Annotated in this window: 20 protein-coding genes and 2 tRNA genes; 10 read left to right on the forward strand and 12 right to left on the reverse strand. The window is 69.7% G+C overall.

Annotation, left to right across the window (positions count from 1 at the left end; all coding sequences use genetic code 11):
* Positions 1–21 precede the first annotated feature (21 nt).
* From OG568_RS19235 to OG568_RS19250, 4 genes are all read left to right on the forward strand, one after another.
* Positions 22–744 (forward strand): M50 family metallopeptidase, encoded by a 723-nt coding sequence (locus tag OG568_RS19235; RefSeq protein WP_329532476.1) that lies wholly within the window; start codon positions 22–24, stop codon positions 742–744.
* Between the two features lie 79 nt (positions 745–823).
* Complete coding sequence (aroA, locus tag OG568_RS19240) at positions 824–2,164, forward strand: 3-phosphoshikimate 1-carboxyvinyltransferase (RefSeq protein WP_329532477.1); 1,341 nt, start codon at positions 824–826, stop codon at positions 2,162–2,164.
* Between the two features lie 16 nt (positions 2,165–2,180).
* The gene (gene rsgA, locus OG568_RS19245; RefSeq protein ID WP_329532478.1) at positions 2,181–3,191 is read left to right on the forward strand and encodes a ribosome small subunit-dependent GTPase A; all 1,011 of its coding nucleotides are present in this window, start codon (positions 2,181–2,183) and stop codon (positions 3,189–3,191) included.
* A 145-nt stretch (positions 3,192–3,336) separates the two neighbouring features.
* Complete coding sequence (locus OG568_RS19250) at positions 3,337–3,660, forward strand: DMT family transporter (protein ID WP_266431638.1); 324 nt, start codon at positions 3,337–3,339, stop codon at positions 3,658–3,660.
* 99 nt (positions 3,661–3,759) lie between these two features.
* Here the strand turns inward: OG568_RS19250 and OG568_RS19255 are convergent, their stop codons facing one another.
* Positions 3,760–4,365: a TetR/AcrR family transcriptional regulator gene (locus OG568_RS19255; RefSeq protein WP_266431640.1), complete on the reverse strand. Its 606-nt coding sequence runs from the start codon at positions 4,363–4,365 to the stop codon at positions 3,760–3,762.
* 256 nt (positions 4,366–4,621) lie between these two features.
* Between OG568_RS19255 and hisN the strand changes: the two genes are divergently transcribed.
* Both hisN and OG568_RS19265 read left to right on the forward strand, forming a co-directional pair.
* Positions 4,622–5,422 (forward strand): histidinol-phosphatase, encoded by an 801-nt coding sequence (hisN, locus tag OG568_RS19260; protein WP_329532479.1) that lies wholly within the window; start codon positions 4,622–4,624, stop codon positions 5,420–5,422.
* Between the two features lie 197 nt (positions 5,423–5,619).
* The gene (locus tag OG568_RS19265) at positions 5,620–6,012 is read left to right on the forward strand and encodes a CBS domain-containing protein (RefSeq protein WP_266431644.1); all 393 of its coding nucleotides are present in this window, start codon (positions 5,620–5,622) and stop codon (positions 6,010–6,012) included.
* Between the two features lie 141 nt (positions 6,013–6,153).
* Here the strand turns inward: OG568_RS19265 and OG568_RS19270 are convergent, their stop codons facing one another.
* Complete coding sequence (locus OG568_RS19270) at positions 6,154–7,623, reverse strand: catalase (RefSeq protein ID WP_329532480.1); 1,470 nt, start codon at positions 7,621–7,623, stop codon at positions 6,154–6,156.
* 137 nt (positions 7,624–7,760) lie between these two features.
* Between OG568_RS19270 and OG568_RS19275 the strand changes: the two genes are divergently transcribed.
* Positions 7,761–8,177, forward strand: coding sequence for a Fur family transcriptional regulator (locus tag OG568_RS19275; RefSeq protein WP_266431648.1), 417 nt, complete (start codon positions 7,761–7,763; stop codon positions 8,175–8,177).
* A 123-nt stretch (positions 8,178–8,300) separates the two neighbouring features.
* Here OG568_RS19275 and OG568_RS19280 read toward each other — a convergent pair.
* The 4 genes from OG568_RS19280 to OG568_RS19295 all read right to left on the reverse strand — a co-directional run bounded on the left by OG568_RS19280 (position 8,301) and on the right by OG568_RS19295 (position 13,907).
* Positions 8,301–8,374, reverse strand: a tRNA-Met gene (locus OG568_RS19280).
* Positions 8,375–8,653: 279 nt separating this feature from the next.
* Positions 8,654–10,477 (reverse strand): tetratricopeptide repeat protein, encoded by a 1,824-nt coding sequence (locus tag OG568_RS19285; protein ID WP_329532481.1) that lies wholly within the window; start codon positions 10,475–10,477, stop codon positions 8,654–8,656.
* A 265-nt stretch (positions 10,478–10,742) separates the two neighbouring features.
* Positions 10,743–10,816 (reverse strand) — tRNA-Met (locus OG568_RS19290).
* A gap of 91 nt (positions 10,817–10,907) precedes the next feature.
* Positions 10,908–13,907, reverse strand: a complete 3,000-nt coding sequence (locus OG568_RS19295) for a UPF0182 family membrane protein (protein ID WP_329536390.1) — start codon at positions 13,905–13,907, stop codon at positions 10,908–10,910.
* 164 nt (positions 13,908–14,071) lie between these two features.
* Between OG568_RS19295 and OG568_RS19300 the strand changes: the two genes are divergently transcribed.
* Complete coding sequence (locus OG568_RS19300) at positions 14,072–14,614, forward strand: PPA1309 family protein (RefSeq protein WP_266431653.1); 543 nt, start codon at positions 14,072–14,074, stop codon at positions 14,612–14,614.
* 91 nt (positions 14,615–14,705) lie between these two features.
* Here the strand turns inward: OG568_RS19300 and OG568_RS19305 are convergent, their stop codons facing one another.
* From OG568_RS19305 to OG568_RS19320, 4 genes are all read right to left on the reverse strand, one after another.
* Complete coding sequence (locus OG568_RS19305; protein ID WP_329532482.1) at positions 14,706–15,803, reverse strand: YlbL family protein; 1,098 nt, start codon at positions 15,801–15,803, stop codon at positions 14,706–14,708.
* Positions 15,804–15,886: 83 nt separating this feature from the next.
* On the reverse strand, positions 15,887–16,093 hold the full coding sequence (locus OG568_RS19310) for a hypothetical protein (protein WP_266431949.1): 207 nt from the start codon (positions 16,091–16,093) through the stop codon (positions 15,887–15,889).
* Between the two features lie 206 nt (positions 16,094–16,299).
* The gene (locus OG568_RS19315) at positions 16,300–16,758 is read right to left on the reverse strand and encodes a molybdenum cofactor biosynthesis protein MoaE (protein ID WP_266585660.1); all 459 of its coding nucleotides are present in this window, start codon (positions 16,756–16,758) and stop codon (positions 16,300–16,302) included.
* A gap of 175 nt (positions 16,759–16,933) precedes the next feature.
* Positions 16,934–18,049 (reverse strand): SDR family oxidoreductase, encoded by a 1,116-nt coding sequence (locus tag OG568_RS19320; RefSeq protein ID WP_168495357.1) that lies wholly within the window; start codon positions 18,047–18,049, stop codon positions 16,934–16,936.
* A gap of 191 nt (positions 18,050–18,240) precedes the next feature.
* On the opposite strand from OG568_RS19320, the gene OG568_RS19325 reads away from it, so the two are divergent.
* The gene (locus tag OG568_RS19325; protein ID WP_329532483.1) at positions 18,241–19,671 is read left to right on the forward strand and encodes a zinc-dependent metalloprotease; all 1,431 of its coding nucleotides are present in this window, start codon (positions 18,241–18,243) and stop codon (positions 19,669–19,671) included.
* On the forward strand, positions 19,668–20,195 hold the full coding sequence (locus OG568_RS19330; RefSeq protein ID WP_329532484.1) for an NUDIX hydrolase: 528 nt from the start codon (positions 19,668–19,670) through the stop codon (positions 20,193–20,195). Before OG568_RS19325 ends, OG568_RS19330 begins: the two co-directional genes overlap by 4 nt.
* Before the next feature lie 104 nt (positions 20,196–20,299).
* Here the strand turns inward: OG568_RS19330 and OG568_RS19335 are convergent, their stop codons facing one another.
* Positions 20,300–21,055, reverse strand: coding sequence for an AIM24 family protein (locus OG568_RS19335; RefSeq protein WP_329532485.1), 756 nt, complete (start codon positions 21,053–21,055; stop codon positions 20,300–20,302).
* Positions 21,056–21,071: 16 nt separating this feature from the next.
* A complete protein-coding gene (locus OG568_RS19340) occupies positions 21,072–21,752 on the reverse strand; it encodes an AIM24 family protein (RefSeq protein ID WP_266431663.1) in 681 nt (226 codons plus the stop codon).
* Position 21,753 lies beyond the last annotated feature (1 nt).

The raw sequence follows: 21,753 nt of genomic DNA on the forward strand, positions 1-21,753 counted from the left end.
CAGAGGGAGCCACCGCAGACAATGGACAGCACCGCATCCACCTCGCTGGCCTCGCTCTGGGACCAGGTCTCCGGCACCCAGCCGGACCCCGATCTGTGGGTGGTGATAGCCACCCTGGTCGCCGCTCTCGCGGCGATCGTCCCGCACGGCGTATGGCGCGTCTCCCGCAACGCCATCACCATCGCGCACGAGGGCGGCCACGGGCTGGTGGCGCTGCTGACCGGGCGGAGCCTCAGCGGCATCCGGCTGCACTCCGACACCAGCGGCCTCACCGTCAGCCGCGGCAAGCCCACCGGCCTCGGCATGATCCTCACCGCGGCGGCCGGCTACACGGCTCCCCCGCTGCTCGGCCTCGGCGGCGCCGCGCTGCTGGGCCTGGAACGCATCACCCTGCTGCTGTGGCTGTCAACGGCCCTGCTCGTCGCGATGCTGGTGATGATCCGCAACGCCTACGGGGCGCTCACCGTGATCCTCACCGGCGGCATGTTCCTGCTGGTGTCCTGGCTCGCCGGACCCCAGGTGCAGGCGGCGTTCGCGTATGCCGTGGTGTGGTTCCTGCTGCTCGGCGGCGTCCGTCCGGCCTTCGAACTCCAGGCCAAGCGCAGCCGGGGCGGCGCCGGCGACTCCGACGCCGACCAGCTCTCCCGCCTCACCCACGTCCCGGCGGGCCTGTGGCTCTTCCTGTTCCACGCGGTGTCCCTGTGCTCACTGCTGGGCGGCGGCCGCTGGCTCCTGGGGTACTGAGGCACCCCAGCAACCTTCGATCACATTCCGTCACTTTTGATCAAGATCTCCCCCCACCCCCACCCACTAAAGTGGGCGCATGACCGCGAACCCCGCCCACACCGCCCTCTGGCCCGCCCCGCACGCGAGCGGAGCCGTCGACGCGACGGTCCACGTGCCGGGGTCCAAGTCGGTCACCAACCGTGCCCTGGTCCTCGCCGCGCTCGCCTCGGAGCCGGGCTGGCTGCGCCGCCCGCTGCGCTCCCGCGACACGCTGCTGATGGCGGGCGCGCTGCGCGCGATGGGCGTCGGTATCGAGGAGACGGTGGCGTCCAGCTCCACGGTCGCCGCGGGCCCGGACGCCTCCGGCGAGGCCTGGCGGGTCATCCCTTCGGGTCTTCAGGGCCCGGCCACGGTCGACGTCGGCAACGCCGGCACCGTGATGCGCTTCCTGCCCCCGGTCGCCGCCCTCGCGGACGGCCCCATCCGCTTCGACGGCGACCCCCGGTCGTACGAACGGCCCCTGAACGGGGTGATCGACGCGCTGCGCCTGCTCGGCGCCCGCATCGACGACGACGGCCGCGGCGCGCTGCCGCTGACCGTGCACGGCGGCGGCGCCCTGGACGGCGGCCCGGTGGAGATCGACGCGTCCTCGTCGTCCCAGTTCGTGAGCGCCCTCCTGTTGTCCGGGCCGCGCTTCAACCAGGGGGTGGAGGTCCGCCACATCGGCTCGACGCTGCCCTCCATGCCGCACATCCGGATGACGGTCGACATGCTGCGCGCGGTCGGCGCGCAGGTGGACACCCCGGAGTCGGGCGGCGAGCCCAACGTCTGGCGGGTCACGCCCGGCGCGCTGCTCGGCCGCGACCTGATCATCGAGCCGGACCTGTCGAACGCGCAGCCGTTCCTGGCGGCGGCCCTGGTGACCGGCGGCACGGTCGTCGTCCCCGACTGGCCCGCGCGCACCACCCAGCCCGGTGACCGGCTGCGGGAGATCTTCACCGAGATGGGCGGTTCCTGCGAACTGACCGACAGCGGTCTGGAGTTCACCGGTTCGGGTGCGATCCACGGCATCGACGTGGACCTGGGCGAGGTCGGCGAGCTGACCCCGGGCATCGCGGCGGTCGCGGCCCTCGCCGACTCCCCGTCCACCCTGCGCGGCGTGGCCCATCTGCGCCTGCACGAGACGGACCGGCTGGCCGCGCTCACCAAGGAGATCAACGAACTCGGCGGTGACGTCACCGAGACCGCCGACGGCCTGCACATCCGCCCGCGCCGACTGCACGGCGGCATCTTCCACACGTACGACGACCACCGCATGGCGACCGCCGGCGCGATCATCGGGCTGGCGGTGGAGGGCGTACAGATCGAGAACGTGGCGACGACGGCGAAGACCCTGCCGGACTTCCCCGATCTGTGGACCGGAATGCTCGGGAACTGACGGGCGGACCGGGATCATGCGCCGCTACGGCAAGCACACCGACGAGGACGACATCCGCCAGCGCCCCAACCGCAAGGGCAACCGTCCGCGTACGAACATCCGCCCCAAGCACGAGGAGGCGGTCGAGGGCATGGTCGTCACCGTCGACCGGGGCCGTCTGACCTGCCTCGTCGATGACCGCCTCGTGACGGCGATGAAGGCCCGCGAGCTGGGCCGCAAGGCCGCCGTCGTCGGTGACCGCGTCGCCATCGTCGGCGATCTGTCCGGCGAGAAGGACACCCTCGCCCGCATCGTCCGTATCGAGCCGCGCAGCTCGGTGCTGCGCCGCACGGCCGACGACGACGATCCCTACGAGCGCGTGGTCGTCGCCAACGCCGACCAACTCGCCATCGTCACCGCCCTCGCCGACCCCGAGCCGCGCCCGCGCCTGATCGACCGCTGCCTGGTCGCCGCGTACGACGCCGGCCTGGAGCCCCTGCTGGTGCTGACCAAGTCGGACCTCTCCCCGCCCGACGAACTCCTGGAGCTGTACGGGGCGTTGGGCGTCCCCTACGTCGTGACGAGCCGGGAGGAGCTGGAGAGCGGCGCGGCGGTGGACCGGGTGCGCAAGCAGTTGGACGGCAAGATCACGGCGTTCGTCGGGCACTCCGGCGTGGGCAAGACGACCCTGGTCAACGCGCTGGTCTCGCAGGAGCGGCGGCGCAGCACCGGCCACGTGAACGCCGTCACGGGCCGCGGCCGTCACACCACGACCTCGGCGCGCGCGATCCCGTTGCCGGGCAACGAGGGCTGGGTCATCGACACCCCCGGTGTGCGCTCCTTCGGCCTGCACCACGTCGACCCGTCCCGGGTCATCCACGCCTTCCCCGACCTCGAACCCGGTACCGAGGGCTGTCCGCGCGCGTGCAGCCACGACGAGCCGGACTGCGCGCTGGACCAGTGGGTGGCGGACGGCCACGCGGACCCGGCCCGGCTCTACTCCCTGCGCAGGCTCCTGGCCACGCGGGAGCGTACGGAGGGTGACTGAGTCCCTCGAGCCCCCTTGTGACCTCCGCGTTGTTTGCGTGGGCGGCCCGTCGGTAAGTGCTTAGCCGGTCGGTAAATGCATAATCGCACCAAGCCGGACCCAGGCCAGACGAAGCAGTCGACGTGCGGACACGGGAGGACGAGACATGGCGTGGCTGCTGGTCGTTGTGGCGGGACTGCTCGAGACCGGCTTCGCCGTCTGTCTGAAGCTCTCACACGGCTTCACCAGACTCTGGCCGACGATCGCCTTCTGCGTCTTCGCGCTCGGCAGCTTCGGTCTGCTGACCCTCGCCCTGCGGAAGCTCGACGTCGGCCCGGCGTACGCGGTGTGGACCGGCATCGGCGCGGCGGGCACCGCCATCTACGGCATGGTCTTCCTCGGCGACCTGGTGTCGACGCTCAAGATCGTCTCCATCAGCTTCGTCATCATCGGCGTCATCGGCCTCCAGCTCTCGGGCTCCGCCCACTGAGGCGTCCCTTCAGGGGCGCGGGGAACCGCGCGACCAGCCACAACGACGCCGCGCCCGCCGACGCACGCTCCCCGGCACCCCGGCACCCCGGTAGACGAGTCATCTCCACTGCCGCGGCAACGCACCCCGCACCAGCTCCGTCACCCCGCCCTCCCCCGGCGGAGCCGCCACACACGACAGCGACAACCGCACCACCAGCTCACAGGCCCCGGCCAACTCACCCACGTCCGCCCTCATCGCCCCGGGCCCGGACAACGCCGCGACGGCCCGATCCCGTACGAGGGCCACGAAGTCGGCCGGCGAGGGCAACGGACCGTCCGCCCTGCGCTGCGCGGGTACCACGGACGACGACGGCACCGCAGAGAGCGTGGGCGACGGCAGCCGCTCGCTCCAGCACCCGGTCAGCATGGCCCGTACGAGCGCGTTGCCCCGAGCCGCCGACATGGTCCACTCGGCGGTCGCGACCAGCCGCTCGCGCGCGTCCGCGTGGGCGGCCAGCGCGCGCTCGACACCGGCGAGATAGCCGTCGGCCTCCCGCCGTACGAGGGCGCGGGCCAGCCCTTCCTTGCTTCCGAACTCGTTGTAGAGCGTCTGGCGGGACACACCGGCCACGGCGGCGACGTCGACCATCCGCACCGTGGACCACGGGCGGTGTGCGAGCGCCGTATAGGCGGCATCCAGAAGGGATTCCCGCGCTGCAGGCATCTTTCGCCTCCCTGGGGGCGAGCGGGCGGCACTGCAGCTCAGATTTGACGCGCGCAGGGGCACTGTCAAGGGTTTGCGGCGGCGTCGAGGGGCGTACGTCGTCCCCCGCACGCCGCGATGATCAACCGGGCCGTACGACCCGCGCCCCGAGGCGCCCCGAGCCCCATGCCCGTACCTATGCTCGTGCCTATGCCCGTGCCCGATGATCCCCCGGGCCGTATGGCTGTGGCGCGAGTGGGCCATATACGGTGCAGTCATGCCCGACTATCGCGATGACCTGCGCCTGGCCCATGTCCTGGCGGACGCCGCCGACGCGGCGACGATGGACCGGTTCAAGGCGCTCGACCTCAAGGTCGAGACCAAGCCGGACATGACGCCGGTGAGCGAGGCGGACAAGGCCGCCGAGGAGCTGATCCGGGGTCATCTCCAGCGGGCACGGCCGCGCGACGCGGTCCTCGGCGAGGAGTACGGCATCGAGGGCACGGGCCCTCGCCGCTGGGTGATCGACCCGATCGACGGCACCAAGAACTACGTCCGCGGGGTGCCCGTCTGGGCCACGCTGATCTCCCTGATGGAGGCGGGCGAGGGCGGCTACCAGCCGGTGGTCGGGGTGGTCTCCGCGCCCGCGCTGGGCCGCCGCTGGTGGGCGGCGAAGGGGCACGGCGCGTTCACCGGCCGCAGCCTGTCCTCGGCCACCCGCCTGAAGGTCTCCCAGGTCTCGCGGATGGCCGACGCGTCCTTCGCGTACTCCTCGCTCTCCGGCTGGGAGGACCAGGGCCGCCTCGACGGCTTCCTGGACCTGACGAAGGCGGTCTGGCGCACGCGCGGGTACGGCGACTTCTGGCCGTACATGATGGTCGCGGAGGGCTCGGTGGACATCTGCGCGGAGCCCGAACTGTCGCTGTGGGACATGGCGGCGAACGCGATCGTGGTGACCGAGGCGGGCGGATCCTTCACCGGCCTCGACGGCCGCCCGGGCCCGCACAGCGGCAACGCGGCCGCGTCGAACGGCACCCTCCACGACGAGCTGCTGGGTTATCTGAACCAGCGGTACTGAGCGGACGAGGTGCCGGGGCTTCTGAACCAGGCGGTACTGAAGAGCCGATGGTGCGCCCTTGTGACCCATGGGCGCCCCCGAAACCATCGCACGCCCTCTTGTTGACCCTCCCTTTAACTGCGACCCTGAGAGTCCCCCCACTTGTGAACTTGTGAATCGCTTCTCTTGGCGCTTCACCAAGGAGGTGGCTCCAGCCCATGCTCGTCCGCGACGCCATGAGCACGGTGGTCCTGACCATCGGCCCGGCACACACTCTCCGCCAGGCGGCCTGCCTGATGTCCTCCCGCCGCGTAGGCGCGGCCGTCGTCCACGACGAGGACTCCTCCGGCCTCGGCATCCTCACCGAACGCGACATCCTCAACTCGATCGCCCTCGGCCAGAACCCCGACACCGAGACCGCAGGCACCCACACCACCACCGACGTCGTCTTCGCCGCTCCCGGCTGGACCCTGGAGGAGGCCGCGGCGGCGATGGCGCACGGTGGCTTCCGACACCTGATCGTGCTCGACGGCCGAGGCCCGGTCGGCATCGTCTCGGTCCGCGACATCATCCGCTGCTGGGCTCCCAAGCGGCAGCGGGTGCCCGCGTAGACCCCCCAGGCGCCGTTTCCGAGACACCGCTCCCCGGGTGCCGCTCCCGGGGCCGGGCCCGCACATGCCGACGGGCCGGATCCCCTCATCACTCAGAGGGATCCGGCCCACCGCCCACGACAAGCGATCCAGTGCTGGTTGTCAGCCGCGCAGGGCCTGGACCGCGGCCTCCAGCCGCTTGCCGAAGTCTTCGTCAGCCTGACGGAAGTTGTTGATCGCACGCTCGGCGATGTCGTCACGGGAGACCTTGGCGATGAAACCCGCCAGGTTCTCGATCAGACGTGCCCGCTCGTCCTGCGACATCAGGCGGTACAGATTGCCCGCCTGCACGAAATCGTCGTCCTCGGAGTGGGACGGCGCCTCGGTGTCACCGGTGTGGCCGGTCACCGCGATCGGCTGCCACAGCGGCCGGTCCGTCTGGAACGGGCCGCCGAAGCTGTTCGGCTCGTAGTTCTTCGCGCCCTTGTGGCGACCGTCGTACAGGGAGCCGTCACGGGAGTTGGTGCGCGCCACGGTGGCGTGCGGGCGGTTCACCGGCAGGTGGTCGGCGTTGATGCCGACGCGGTAGCGGTGCGCGTCTCCGTACGCGAAGAGCCGCCCTTGGAGCATCTTGTCGGGCGAGGGCCCGATACCCGGCACGAAGTGCGCCGGCGAGAAGATGCTCTGCTCGACCTCGGCGAAGATGTTCTCCGGGTTGCGGTTGAGCTCCAGCTTGCCGATCTCGATCGGCGGGTAGTCCTCGTGCGGCCACACCTTGGTGAGGTCGAACGGATTGAAGCGGTAGTCGGCCGCCTCGGCCGCCGGCATGATCTGCACCTGCACGGTCCAGGACGGGAACTCGCCGCGCTCGATGGCCTCGCGCAGATCGCGCTGGTGGGAGTCCGGGTCCTCACCGGCGAGCTTGCCGGCCTCTTCCGGGGTGAGGTTCTTGATGCCCTGGTCGGTCTTGAAGTGGTACTTGACCCAGAAGACCTCGCCGGCCTCGTTGTTCCACTGGTACGTGTGCGAGCCGTACCCGTTGAGATGCCGGTAGGAGGCCGGAATCCCCCGGTCACCGAAGAGCCAGGTCACCTGGTGCGTGCTCTCGGGACTGAGGCCCCAGAAATCCCACACATTGTCGGCCTCCTGCGAACCGGTGTACGGGTCGCGCTTCTGCGTGTGGATGAAGTCGGGGAACTTGATGGCGTCCTTGATGAAGAACACCGGGGTGTTGTTGCCGACGAGGTCGTAGTTGCCCTCCTCGGTGTAGAACTTCAGCGCGAAGCCGCGGGGGTCACGGACCGCGTCCGCGGAGCCGAGGTTGCCGGCCACCGTCGAGAACCGCAGGAAGGTCTCGGTCTGCTTGCCCACCTCGGAGAGGAACCCGGCACGGGTGTACCGGGTGACATCCGCGGTGACCGTGAAGGTGCCGTAGGCGGCGGCGCCACGGGCGTGCACGACGCGCTCCGGGATGCGCTCGCGGTTGAAGTGGGCGAGCTTCTCGAGAAGCAGCTGGTCCTGAACGAGCACCGGGCCGCCGACGCCCGCGGTCTCGCTGTTCTGGTTGTCGGCCACCGGCGCGCCGGCCTCCGTCGTAAGCGGTCCCTGCGTCACGTACGCCTCCTGCGTCATTCCGGACCGGTCCTACCCGGCCCTGCCCCCCTGGCCAATATCGAACTCGATCCTACAATGGACAATGTCTAAGTCAAGCACCCATCCAAATTCACACCTATTCAGAATCTGGTCCCCATGCTGTTAAGCTGGCCTGTATGAGTGACCTGTTGGAACGACTGCGCGGACGCGGATGGCGAATGACCGCGCAGCGGCGTGTCGTGGCCGAGGTCCTCGACGGCGATCACGTCCATCTGACGGCCGACGAGGTCCATGCGCGGGCCGTCGCCAAGCTGCCCGAGATCTCCCGGGCGACCGTCTACAACACGTTGGGCGAGCTGGTCTCGCTCGGCGAGGTGCTGGAAGTCGCGACGGACAAGCGCGCCAAGCGCTACGACCCGAACGCGCACCGTCCGCACCACCACCTGGTCTGCGCCCAGTGCGGCTCGATCCGCGACGTCCACCCGAGCGGCAACCCGCTCGCCGACCTCCCCGACTCGGAGCGCTTCGGCTTCACGGTCTCGGGTGTAGAGGTGACCTACCGGGGCCTGTGCCCCAACTGCGCGTCAGCCTGACCTACCTGAGCACCCGAAGCCCCGGCGTCCACGTGGACGCCGGGGCTTCGTACTACCGGTTCCCCGGTTCCCGAAAACGCCGAAGGGCCCAGATCTCAATGATCTGGGCCCTTCGCCTTCAAGTAGCGGGGACAGGATTTGAACCTGCGACCTCTGGGTTATGAGCCCAGCGAGCTACCGAGCTGCTCCACCCCGCGTCGATGAACTGAACATTACGTCACCCGGGTGGACCAGCGCAAATCACATAGCTCCTACCCCTCCGACACCCACCTGCGGAGTCTTGCGGGGGCTGGGGCGGAGCCCCACGGGAGACCGGGGAGGCCGACCCGCACGGGGTGCAGGGGCGCAGCCCCGCCGGGGTGCAGGGGCGGAGCCCCGCCGGGGGACCGGGGGCGGAGCCCCCGGGGATGGGACGGGTAGGGGCGGCGGGGGCGAGGACAAGTCGAGGCCAGCCCCCACCACCCACCATCACCAGCTCACGCGGACAACTCCTGCCGCAACGCATCCCGCAACCGAGCCGCCCGCTCAGCCACCTCCGCAGGCCCCAGCGCAACCGCCCGATCAGCCCACCGCTGCCCCTCCGCAAGCTCCCCCCGTCGCGCATACACGAGCGCAAGCCGAAGCGCCGCCCGCCCATGCCCCGCATCCGCCGCCCGCGTCCACCACAACGCGGCCTCCGGCTCGCTCCCCTCCCGAGCCAGCAGCAGCCCCAGATTGAAGGCCCCGTTCCGAGACCCGGCCTCCGCGGCCGACCGGTACCACCGAGCCGCCTCCACCACATCGCCCCGAGCCGCGGCGAGCATCCCGACCCGCACCTGCGCCCGCCGATGCCCCTGGGAGGCAGCCCGCTCGTACCACTCCTCGCACTCGCTCTTCTCCTGCGCCGGCTCCCCGAGCTCATGCGCGGGCGCCGGCGGCCGCCGAGCGTCGAGCACGGCGGCCAGCCGGTACGCGGCCTCCGCGCTGCCGCCCCCCGCCGCACACCTCAGATGCCGCTCCGCCTCCAGCTCGTTCCCGTCCCGCAGCCGCGCGATCCCGACCTGCAGCGCCGCCTCGGTGTGCCCGGCGGCAGCCGCCCGCTCGTACCACCGCAGCGCCGCCTCCTCGTCGTCCTCGGTCCCCCGCCCCGCATGCAGGATCCCGAGATTGAACGCGGCGTCCACGCTCCCGGCCTCTGCGGCCTTGGAGAACCACGGCTCGGCCCCGGCCGAGTCCCCGACCTGAAGCAGCAGGATCGCCAGCGCGTTCGCGGCCTCACGGTGCCCCGCGTACGCGGCCCGCCGGTACCACTGCTCGGCCTGCACGGTCCGCCCCTGCTCGGCACAGAGCAGCCCGAGGTTGTACGCGCCGTTCACATCACCGGCGTCCATGGCGGCCCGGTACCACCGCTCCGCGGTCTGCGTCTCACCGCGCTCGGCGTGCAGCGCCCCCAGTGCGTTCGCGGCGTTCCCGTCCCCGTCCTGGGCGGCCCGCAGCCACCACACGGCCGCGCTCTCCGTGTCCCCCGCGTCCCGCAGCAGGAACCCGAGCGCGCAGGCGGCCCGCGCCTCTCCGTCCTTGGCGGACGTCAGATACCAGCGTCCGGCCTCCTTGAGGTGCCCCCGCTTCTCCAGGATCGCCCCGAGGTGCAGCGCGGCCCGCCGGTGCCCTCGCGCGGCGGCCTGTCGGTACCACTGCTCGGCCTCTTCACCGGCGGCTCCTATGACCCCGATGACACCGTTGTCGCCCCTGCCCTCGCCCGCGTCCGCGGCTTTGCGGTCGAGCCTGCGCGCAAGCCGGTACGCGGCCTCGCGGTGCCCCCGCTCGGCGGCCGCCCGCATCCACTGCTCGGCGCCGACGTCACTGCGGTGCTCCAGCAGATCGGCGAGCGCGTACGCCCCGAGGGCATGCCCCTGCTCGGCGGACTGGCGCAGCCAGTACTCGGCGGCGGGCTCGTCGCCCCGCTCCCGGTGATAGCGCCCGAGCGCGTGCGCGGCGGCGGCGGACCCGGCGACGGCGGCGATCCGCCACCACCCGGCGGCCTCGTCGGCGTACCCGCGCTGGTGCAGGAGGACACCAAGGTTGTTGGCGGCCGCGCGGTCACCGGCAGCGGTGGCCGCGCGCAACTGAGGCTCGGCTCCGTCGAGATCACCGCGGCGCAGCAGCATCGCTCCGAGGACGCTCATCGCCTCGGTGTCGCCGGCCTCGGCGGCGAGCCGCTGACGTGCTTCCTCCGCAGCCTCGCCGGTTTCGTCCCGGTCTGAAGACTGCACAAAACGCCCTGTCTCCAACAGAGTTGCCTTGTCCCCCATAACGTCCATCGTCGCACCACCTGCAACCTGGGTACACCTGGTATACCGCAGTCAGTGAGGTCACTTCAGCGTTTTGTCGACATGCCCACAGAGAGACAAGTCAAACACAATTTTCCCAACTCCCCACGGATGGCGCAGTCTTCGGCGCGTCGCCCATGGTGGCCGCACGCACCCCGCGCACGCGTCCTTCTCAGGTCGTCATACGGGTGCAGTACACGTGTGCGCACACAGCGAAGGCCCGGATCCTGTGAGGATCCGGGCCTTCGCTTTTCAGTAGCGGGGACAGGATTTGAACCTGCGACCTCTGGGTTATGAGCCCAGCGAGCTACCGAGCTGCTCCACCCCGCGTCGTTGTGTTGCAACCGTACCACGGCGCGGAGGTGGGCTCTGACCAGCGGCTGATCCAGGAACCGGACCAGCCGCCGGACCACCCGTCGGGTCAGCCGCCGCCCGAGCTCGTACCGCCACTGGGGCTGCTGCTCGGACTACTGCTCGGACTGCTGCCGCCACTTGGACTCGGACTACTGCTCGGACTGCTGCCCTTGTCGCTGCTCTTGCTGCCGCCGCTGCCGGTGCCGGTGCTCTTGTCGGCCTTGGTCTGAGCGTCCTCGGCCCGCTTCAGCGCGTCCTGAAGATCCTTCTGCGCCTGGCCGTACGCCGTCCAGTCACCCTTCTTGAGGGCGTCCTGCCCCTGGTCGAAGGCCTTCTGTGCGTCGTTGAGCGCCTGCTGGACCGTCGGGTTGCTCGATGTCGGCGGTGGGGTGTTCCCCGTGTCCGCCGGTGGACTGGTCGTACTGTCCGTTCCGAAGATCTTGTTGAGCGCCTGGTCGAGCGTGTCCTCGAAGGCGGTGTTGCCTCCGTAGGTCACCAACACCTTGCGCAACAAGGGGTACTTGAGGTCGCCACCGCGTACGTAGACGGGCTCCACGTAGAGCAGTCCTCCGTCGAGCGGAACCGTCAGCAGATTGCCGTACTCGACTTCCGAGTCCCCACCCTTCAGAAGTCTGATCGACTCGGCGATGTCCTGTTGGGAGTTGAACTGGCTCTGGACCTGTTTGGGTCCGTCGACGGGTTCGCTCGTCGGCAGTTTCAGGATTCTGATCTTGCCGTAGTCACTGGTGCCCGCCTCGGAGTCGACCGACATGAAGGCGCTCAGGTTGTCCCGGCCGTTCGGAGTGAACGTCGTCGTCAGCGAGAACGTCTGCGCGTTCTGGTCGGGCATCTGCATGCTCAGGTAGTACGGCGGCACCGCGTTGCCCGACTTGTTGGTCGGGTCGTCGGGGACCTGCCACACCTCACTGCCGCTGAGGAACGTCTGCGCGTCCTTCACGTGGTAGCGGGTGAGCAGCTCGCGCTGGACCTTGAACAGGTCCTGCGGGTAGCGCAGATGGTCCATGAGCGACTGCGAGATGGCCGTCTTCGGCTCCACCGTGTTCGGGAACGCCTTCATCCAGGTCTTGAGGACCGGGTCCTTGGTGTCCCACTGGTAGAGCTTGACCTCGCCGGTGTACGCGTCGACGGTCGCCTTCACCGAGTTGCGGATGTAGTTGACCTGGTTCTGCTGGGCCACCACCGCGCGCTGATTGTTGGTCGCGGTGAGTGAGTCCGCCGTCGTGTCGCCCAGGGTGGTGCGCGAGGCGTACGGGTAGCCGTTGGTCGTGGTGTAGGCGTCGACGATCCACTGGATCTTGCCGTCGACCACGGCCGGGTAGGCGTCACCGTCGATGGTCAGCCAGGGGGCCACCGCCTCGACGCGGTCCTTGGGAGTGCGGTTGTAGAGGATCCGGGAACCCTCGCCGATCGCGCCCGAGTAGAGGATCTGCGGCTCGCCGAACGCCACGGCGTACGCGGCCCGGTTGACCGGGCTGGAGAGGCTGACCCCGCTCTCGCCCTTGTAGCTGGTGGTCTTCTCACCGCTGTCGTCGGAGTAGTCGATCTCCTTCTGGGGACCGCCGACGATCGAGTACTGCGTGGTCTTCTCGCCGTAGTAGACCCGCTGCTCGTACGTCCCCAGGTCGCCCTTGGACGGCAGGTCGGACTCGGTGAAGACGGGCCGGCCACCGGAGGTCGCCGTGGTGCCCTTGGCGGCCACCACGCCGTATCCGTGCGTGTAGCGGAAGTGGTCGTTGATCCAGTTGTTCTTCGGAATGCCGTCCAGGTTCAGCTCGCGCAGACCGATGACCGTGTCCTGGTCCTTGCCGTCCTTGCTGTACCGGTCGACGTCCAGGTTGGTCGGGAACGCGTAGTAGTTCTTCATCTGCTGCAGCTGCTGGAACGTCGGCGAGACGATGTTCGGGTCCAGCAGACGGATGCTCGCCGTGGTGTCGGCGTCGTCGCGCTGCTTGGTCTTGTCCTTGGTGTCGCTCTTGCCCGCGTACTCCGAGACCTGGGTGCCGTCGATGCCGTAGGCCTCGCGGGTCGCCTTCAGGTTCTTCTCGACGTACGGCGCTTCCTTGGCCTGCTCGTTCGGCTGGACCTGGAACTTCTGGACGATCGCCGGGTAGAGACCGCCGATGAGGATCGCCGAGAGCACCATCAGGCCGAAGCCGATGACGGGCAGCTGCCAGGTGCGCCGCCACAGGGTGGCGAAGAACAACAGCGCGCAGATGACGGCGATGCAGAACAGGATCGTCTTGGCGGGCAGGTACGCGTTGGCGTCGACGTACCTGAGACCCGTCCAGTTGCCGGTCGCCTTGAAGTCGCTGGACTTCACGGCCAGTCCGTAGCGGTCGAGCCAGTAGGCGACCGCCTTCAGGGCGACGAAGATGCCCAGCAGCACCGACAGGTGCCCGGTCGCCGCGGCCGTGGCGCGCGCGCCCGGGGAGGTGACCCTGAGCCCCCCGTAGAGGTAGTGCGTGAGCGCGGCGGCGATCAGCGAGAGCACGGCGGCGGCGAAGCCGAAGCCGAGCAGGAAGCGGTACCAGGGCAGGTCGAAGGCATAGAAGGAGACGTCGAGGTGGAACTGGGGGTCCTTCTGGTGGAAGGGGACCCCGTTCACCCACATCAGCCACGTACGCCACTGGCCCGACGCCGACGCGCCGGCGATCAGCCCCACCAGGGAGGTGATGCCGAGCAGCAGCCACCTCTTGTAGGGCGCGATCCCCATCCGGTACCGGTCGAGGCTCTGCTGCTCCATCGACATCGCGCTCAGCGGCGGTCGCAGCCGGTGCGCCAGCCAGATGTTCACGCCGACCGAGGCCGCCATGATCAGGCCGAAGACGAAGAAGAGCCCGATCTTGGTCCACAGGGTGGTCGTGAAGACGGACGAGTAGTGAACCGACCGATACCAGAGCCAGTCCGTCCAGAACCCCGCGAACATGACGAACGCCATGGCCAGCACAGCCAGCACGCCCAGTGTCATGAGCAGGGTCCGGGCACGCCGGGACGGTCGGCCCACTCTGATCCGTGGCCCCGTCGGGCCTCCGCCGCGGTCCGGCATCTGGAAAGCCAAGGTGCGCACCTCGAAGTTCGCTGTCGATCCGTCAGGTCCCCGCGAACGCGGACCATCCGTCAGGCTCCGTGATCGTGGGGCCTCATCTATGCAACTTACTCACGCTTTACTCGGTTCCCGGATCCGGGTACGAACGAGGCAGGATTGTGACCATGTCCAACACTCCCATGGCAGCGAGCCCCCTCACCCGGGCCGTACTCGAGATCGACGAGTACGCCTCCGGCCTCGGCTGGGACCAGCCCGCTCGCCTCTTCGCCCTCGTAGACACCGCGCGGCTGCGGGCCCAGGAGCCCGCCCTCGCGGCCCAGCTCGGCCTGCAGGACGCGCCCGAGACCACCGGCCTCACCCCCATCGAGCAGGACGAGATCCCTGCCGACAAGCCGCTGGACGAGTTCCTCGGCACCATCGCCTGGCCCGACGCCGTGGTCGGCTGCGCCCTCACCGTGGAGCGGCTGATGCTGCCGCCGTCCGCGGAGGCCTCCGTCCCGGAGGGCCTGAGCGACAAGAAGCTCGCCAAGTGGGTCGCCGAGCACCCGGACCGCCAGGAGGTCCGCATGACGGTCGGCGTCCTGCGTGACGGCACCCGCGACTCGGCGCTGCGTCTGCGCGAGAAGGACGCGCCGACCGAGGTCCTCACGGGCGCGGGCCTGGTGCCGGGCCTCGCGGAGGCCCTGTCGGCGACGTTCGCGGACTGACGTCCTCGTGTACGTGGATGGGGGCGCCCCGGACTTCCGGGGCGCCCCCATCGCGACGTACGGCCCATGCCTTGCGCCGTTGGTCCGTCCCTCAGCCCTTGGTGGTGCACTTCGGCAGGTCGGCGGTCTTGCCGGAGCTGATGTCCTTCAGGGCGTTCATCGCGTCGTCGATGGTGTTGACCTTGACGAGGGTGAGCCCCTGGGGGGTGTCCTTGGCGGCGGCCGCGCAGTTGTCCTTGGGCGTCAGGAAGTACTGGGCGCCCTTCTCGCGCGCACCGATCGTCTTCAGCTCGATGCCGCCGATCGGACCGATGGTCCCGTTGTCGTCGATGGTGCCGGTGCCGGCCACGAACTTGCCGCCGGTGAGGTTGCCCGGGGTCAGCTTGTCCACGATGCCGAGCGCGAACATCAGCCCGGCGCTGGGACCGCCGACGTCGGCGAGCTTGATGTCGATACTGAACGGGAACGTGTGATCGGTCCCGGCGGAGATGCCGACGATGGCGCGGGACGCGCCACTGTCGCTGGACTTCGCCGTGGTGATGGTCACATCCGTGGTCGCGGTGGCCGTCTTGCCCGCCTTCTCGGCGGCGGCCTGCTCCTTGGCGGGCACCACCGTGAAGACGACCTTCTCGCCGGGCTTGTGCTTGGTGACCAGCTTGGCGACGTCGTCGGGCGCCTTGACGGCCGTACCGTCGACGCTCTTGATGACGTCACCGGCGTGCAGCCGCCCCTCGGCCGGGGAGTCCTTGACGACGGTCGACACGATCACCCAGGACTTCACCGGGACGCCCAGCTCCTTCAGGGCGGCCACCTTGGCGCTCTCCTGGGACTGGCTGAACTCCTCGGCGTTCTCCTGCGTCGACTGCTGCTCGGTCTTGCCGTCCGGGTAGAGGGTGTCGTGCGGCACGACCTTGTTGTCATGCCCGAGCCACCCGTAAACGGCCTCTACAAGGTTCATGTTGTAGTCGGCGCTGGTGACCCGGACAGTGGTCATGTTCAGGTGCCCGGTGGTCGGGTACGTCTTGTGCCCGGAGATCTGCAGCACCGGCTCGCCGTCGTGGTCGCCCAGCGTGTTCACCGTCGGCCCCGGTGACATCTCCGAGTACGGCACTTTGATGAACACTCCCGCGCACAGGAGCGCGATCAGGATCAGAGTGGAGGCGAGCATCGTCGCGGTGCGGCGTGGCATGTCACGACAGTACGGGACGGTGCTGTCAGCGCACTGTCCGGGCCGTCCGTACGGGGCCGGGGCGGCCCCTCAGGGCCCCGGCCTCAGACCGCGTCGGAGTGCGACTTCTCCCCGCCACCGGGCCGCACCATGACGGCCTCGGACCGCTCCATGGCCGCACGGAAGCGCGCGTACCCCTCGAGCTCGATGCCGTCTCCCGCCGTCTTGCGGTTCCGGCCGGCCCAACTGCCCCACAGTCCTGCACCGATCGCGGCCAAAAGCGGAATCAGCAACCAGGCGAGCGACGCCATGCCGACCTCCCAACCCCACAAGCGACCGCAACTGACTGATCAGCAGATTAACCATCCGCCTTGTTAACGCTCACGCCCGGGGGTCGGTTACGCAACCGGAGCAAAGGTGAGAACTCGGTGAGGCCGGACTCACACGTCCGGCCGACTCCCTCAACAGGTTCCGACCCGCCCTCCCGTCGCCCGACCACCACCCCTCAACGACGGCGCTACGCGCCGACCCACTCCTCGGTGCCGTCGGAGAACTTCTGATGCTTCCAGATGGGCACCTCGTGCTTGAGGTCGTCGATCAGCTTGCGACACGCCTCGAAGGCCTCCCCGCGGTGCGGACACGACACCGCGACGATCACCGCGAGATCACCGACGGCCAGGTCACCGACCCGGTGCACGGCGGCCAGCGCCCGCACCGGATACTCGGCGACCACCTTCTCGGCGATCCGCCGCATCTCGGCCTCCGCACTGGGGTGACACGAATACCCCAGCCCGTCGACGTCGGCACCCCCGTCGTGGTTGCGCACGGTCCCCACGAAGAACGCGGTCCCCCCGGCGGCGTCGTCCCCGACGGCCCGGAAGACCTCATCCAAGGAGAGCGGTTCGTCCCGGATCGCCAACAACCGAATCGGATCCTGCGCGCCCTGCTCACCCGGATGCTCAAAGGTAGGTGCCATACGCCCATCGTGCCGCACCCCACGGCACCCACGAAATACGCCGATCACCCCGCACACGCGCGTGACCTTTCGGAGCCTCCTACAGAAGGCCGAAAGCCGTTCAGGCCTACGCGGGGGTCTGGGAGCGGAGCCCCCAGGACAGAGGCGCCCGCACCCGCACGTACCCGCCAAAAACTCAGATCCGCCGCCGAGCCTTCCGAGCCCGCCGAACCAACGCAGCCGTACCCAGAAGAGCGACCGTCGCCCCCGCGGCCCCCGCCGCCGTCGCGTCCTTCCGCCCCAGCCGCCGCCCAGCCACCGTGTGCCGCCCGGCAACCTCCTCCAGCAGCTCCGCGAGAACCTCCTCATTGGTCCACTGCGGCCGCCACCCGGCGTCATGCATCCGGCTCCCACTCACCACCCAGGGGTACATCGTGTACGCGAGATCCCCGGCGGGCGAAGGAGTGAGCCCAATCCGGTGAAGTCGCGCGGCGGCCCCCAGTGCGACGGCGGACGGCAGTTCCATTCGCCGGATCCCGCTGAGCTCCTCGACCTCCTCCTGCTCCAGCCACCCGTCGCACCCGACGGCCAGCTCCCCCTCCACCTTCTCCAGGACGGCGTACTCCAGAGCACTGCACAGATCCTCGACGTGGCAGAACTGCCAGGCAGGCCGTGACCCCGCCACCACAAGCAGCCGAGGAGACTCGAAGTACCTGGTCAGCGCGGTGTCGGTACCACCACCGACCAGGACCCCCGGCCGTACGACGGTGACATTGAGTCCCGGATGCGCGCGCGGCGCCCGCCGGGCGAGCCGCTCGATCTCCAGCAGGTCCCCGACCCCCGTGGCCTCGGCGGTCGCCCGCAGTTCGGCGTCTTCGGAGAGCGGCAGTTCGTTGTCCGGCAGCGCCCCGTAGACCATCGCGGAGGTGCACAGCACGACCCGATGCACCCCGGCCGCGGCGGCGGCCGTCAGCACGGTCTGCGTCCCCCGGACGTTGTACGCCGTGCGCGCCGCCGCGTCCGTCTCCAGGTCGAGGTCGAGCGCGAGATGCACCACGACGTCCGCCCCGCGCAGCTTCTCGGCGATCGCGGGGTCCCGGACGTCAAGAATCTGCCACTGGGCACCCTCGCACTCGCCGCGACGCTCGTCGATGGCGATGACCTGCTTGATCTCCTCGCTGGCGGCAAGCCGCTCGGTCAGCATCGCGCCCACGCCGGACGCGGCGCCGGTGACCGCGACGACGGGCCCGCGCAAGGGCGAGCTGGTTGAGTGGTTTCGCGCTGCGCGAACCTGTGGATCTGGGGAACTCACCGGGCGTCTCCAGCGGTTGTCTTCAGTAACGGACGCGCGTGACGCGTCCGTACCAGGTGGCATCCATCCTGCCGCAGGCCGAGAGTCGGCGAAGCACCGAGGCCCGATCGGGCTCGGGTGTCTACGCTGGGTGGTGTTGTCGGGCAGCCGCCGTCGGAACGAACCGGCGGCCTTACCAGCCGAGGAATCCCGTGAGTGACACCCCATTCGGATTCGGCCTTCCGCCGGAGGAGCCGGAGAACGGCGACGAGGGCAAGGAGAAGGACCAGCAGAGCGGCGGTGGTCAGGGACCGTTCGGTTTCGGGCTGCCCGGAGCCGGAGGCCCCGGCGCCGACAATCCGCTCGCAGCGATGTTCGGTTCCATGAACCCCAACGACCTGGGGGCCGCGTTCCAGCAGCTGGGCCAGATGCTCTCGTACGAGGGCGGCCCGGTGAACTGGGACATGGCCAAGCAGATCGCCCGCCAGACGGTCTCCCAGGGCACTTCTGACGGCACCAAGGACGCGAGCGTCGGCCCCGCCGAGCGCACCGCGGTTCAGGATGCCGTACGCCTGGCCGACCTGTGGCTGGACGACGCGACGTCCCTGCCGTCCGGCGCCGCCTCCGCCGTGGCCTGGAGCCGCGCGGAGTGGGTCGAGGCGACCCTTCCCGTGTGGAAGGAGCTCGTCGACCCGGTCGCCGAGCGGGTCGGCGCGGCGATGGGCGATGTCCTGCCGGAGGAGATGCAGGCCATGGCGGGCCCGCTCATCGGCATGATGCGCTCCATGGGCGGCGCCATGTTCGGCACACAGATCGGGCAGGCCGTCGGCGTACTCGCGGGCGAGGTCGTCGGCTCGACCGACATCGGGCTGCCGCTCGGCCCGGCCGGCAAGGCCGCGCTGCTGCCGCTGAACATCGCGTCGTTCGGCAAGGACCTGGGCGTCCCCCAGGAGGAGGTGCGGCTCTACCTCGCCCTGCGTGAGGCCGCCCACCAGCGTCTCTTCTCGCACGTACCGTGGCTGCGCTCGCACCTGTTCGGCGCGGTCGAGGGCTACGCGCGCGGGATCAAGGTCGACACGGCCAAGCTGGAGGACGTGGTCGGCCAGCTCGACCCGCAGAACCCGGAGCAGCTGCAGGACGCCCTCCAGCAGGGCATGTTCCAGCCGGAGGACACGCCGGAGCAGAAGGTCGCGCTGGCCCGTCTGGAGACGGCGCTCGCGCTCGTCGAGGGCTGGGTGGACGCGGTCGTACACGCGGCCGCGAAGCCGCGTCTGTCCTCCGCGGACGCGCTGCGCGAGACGCTGCGCCGCCGCCGTGCCACGGGCGGACCCGCCGAGCAGACGTTCGCCACACTGATCGGACTGGAGCTGCGCCCGCGCCGGCTGCGGGACGCCTCGCGCCTGTGGGCCTCGCTCACCGACGCGCGCGGTGTCGACGGCCGCGACGGCCTGTGGGCCCACCCGGACATGCTGCCGACCGCGTCCGACCTCGACGACCCGGACGGCTTCGTGCACCGTGAGCAGCTGGACTTCTCCGAGCTCGACAAGATGCTCGGCGAGGCGGCGAGCGGCTCCGCCGACAAGCCGAACCTGAAGAAGGACGACGCTCCCAAGGACGACGACAAGGGCGACGGCACCGAGTGACCCTCCACGACGACGCGGTCCTCGTACTGAAGAAGTACGAGGACCAGGAAGAGCTGCGCCAGGTCTACCTGGACCATCTGTCCGAGCACTCCGACGGCATGTGGAAGTCCTGTACGGCGGGGCACGTCACGGCGAGCGCGCTGGTCATCGACCCCGCTGGCGGCCGCGTCCTGCTGACACTGCACCGCAAACTGCGGATGTGGCTGCAGATGGGCGGGCACTGCGAGCCGGGCGATCCGACGCTGGAGGCGGCCGCCCTGCGGGAGGCGACCGAGGAGTCGGGGATCGAGGGTCTGACCCTGCTGCCGGGCGGCCCCGTGACGCTGGACCGGCATGCCATCCCGGCGCCCTGCAACTGGCACCTGGACGTCCAGTACGCCGCGCTCGCCCCGGCCGAGGCCCTGGCGGCGATCAGCGAGGAGTCCCTGGAGCTGCGCTGGTTCCCCTACGAGGAGGTCGCGGACGTGGCGGACGCCTCGGTCGTACGGCTCCTGGAAGCAACCCGCGCACGGCTCTCGGCCTGAGGCATGCGTAAGGGGCGGCCGCCATGGCGATCGCCCCTTACGTTTGTTTCCCGGACCGTCACCCGGTCACCTGACCGTCGCACGACCGACTGGCCGTAGGCCGGTCAGCTCCAGACGTTGCCCTGGTTCTGCGCCCGGGCCCCCTGCTGCCCCATGCCGTACTGGGCACGCAGCCCCTGGCCGATCACCGCGTTCTGCGGCGGCAGCAACTCGCTGGGCTGGACGAGCGCGAAGCCCTTGCCCAGGAAACTGAGCTCCCACCCCTCACCGGTGCTGCCGCGGCGCCGCCACACCCCGGAGGAGTGCGTCTGAGCCTGCATCTGGACGCGCAGGCCGGTGGACCAGGCGACGATCGCGTCGGCGTCACAGTTGACGTACTTGTCCGGCGTGACCTGCATCATCAGCGGCATCCCCGAGGTCATCAGGGCGACCTTGCCACGGCCGGTGATGTTGAGCTGGTACTTGCCGGAGCCGGAGATGCCGTACTGGCTGTCCACGGCGATGACCTCGTGGTGCAGCGAGGAGTCCATCGCCAGGACGTAGCTGCTGTCGACGGTCAGACCGTCCTGCTCCACGTCGACCACGTGCACGTGCTGGGCGAGATTGGCCAGATAGACCGTCCCCTGCCCGTGGCACCGCATCAGGTCGAGGCCCTCACCGGTGTACGCGCGCGCACGGTGCTGGCTGTTGTTCTGGTACTCGGCGTCGAACTCCACGAGCCCCTGGTACGCGACCATGGTGCCCTTGCGAGCGAGGATGTCGTCGTGACCCTCCATGACGACCCTCAGCATCTGCGAGTTCTGCAGGCTGTAGCGCTCCTGGGTCTGCTGCTCGTTGTAGCCGAAAAGCGGGCTCTGCATGATGTCGTGCTCCCCCTCAGCCCCGGATCCGGAGGCGGTCGGTGCTGTCCTCGCTGGGCTGGACGACGACGATGCCCTGCCCGGAGAACGCCATCTGGTACGCCTCGCCGCTGCCGCGTCCGATCAGCGACTGCGCCTTGAAGCTGCGCTTGCCCTTCACCTTGAGGTTCGGGGACCAGGCGACGAGCGCGTCCGGGTCGACGTACGTCTCGTCCTCGCCGCCGCCGCAGTCGACCACGATCGGCGTGCCGCGGGAGGTCAGTGCGACCCAGCCCTGGCCGGAGATCTTGGTGTTCCACAGGCCCTGTCCGGCGAACTTGGCGAGCCCCTTCACCCGCTCGACGCCCCAGGTGAGGTGCGCGTCGAAGGCGAGCAGATTGGTGGCGTTGACGGAGATCGCGTCCCCGTTGAGGTTGATCACGACGACGTTCGCCCCGTAGTCGGCCAAATAGAGCAGGCCGTCGCCGGTGCACTTCATGAGGGGCGCGCCCTCACCGGTCATCCAGTCCCGCGCGATCTGGCGTACCGCGGGCGGGTTGGGCTCGTACTGGACGAACCCCTCGTAGGCGACCATCGAGCCCACGCGCGCGAAGAGGTCGCTTCCGGTCTGCATGGCGACCTTCAGCATGTGGTTGCCGTGGTTTTCCATACGGGCGGTGACGGGTGCCGGGGCAAAGCCCGCGAGTGGCTGGTTCATG

The organism is Streptomyces sp. NBC_01450 (assembly GCF_036227505.1).
In the GTDB taxonomy this organism is placed as follows: domain Bacteria; phylum Actinomycetota; class Actinomycetes; order Streptomycetales; family Streptomycetaceae; genus Streptomyces.